The organism is Duganella violaceipulchra, from assembly GCF_019166075.1.
Lineage (GTDB): Bacteria > Pseudomonadota > Gammaproteobacteria > Burkholderiales > Burkholderiaceae_D > Rugamonas > Rugamonas violaceipulchra.
On sequence record NZ_JAHTGR010000214.1, the window covers coordinates 1 to 255 of the forward strand.

General features: G+C 66.7%; 1 protein-coding gene. It reads left to right on the plus strand.

Annotated features, from left to right (window positions below):
- Positions 1–227: transposase (locus KVP70_RS33750; protein ID WP_217946781.1), on the plus strand; the 227-nt coding region annotated here is incomplete at its 5' end.
- Positions 228–255: the final 28 nt, after the last annotated feature.

Consider the following 255-nt stretch of genomic DNA (forward strand, 5'->3'; position numbering starts at 1 on the left):
GGCGCAAGCAACGTCAGCTTGCCGACGAGGCCGGCGCGCTGGAGCGTAAGCGCGGACCGAAAGTCGATCCGGCCGCCACCGAGGCGCGCCGGGTGCGGGAGCTGGAAAAAGAAGTCGAACGCCTGCGCGCCAAGCTGGCCAAGGCCGACCTGATCATCGACGTCCAAAAAAAACTTTCCACTCTGCTGGGCCTGAGCACCGGCGACACGCCGAGCGAGCCGAAGTGATCAGCGCCGCCAACACCCTGGCCGAGCA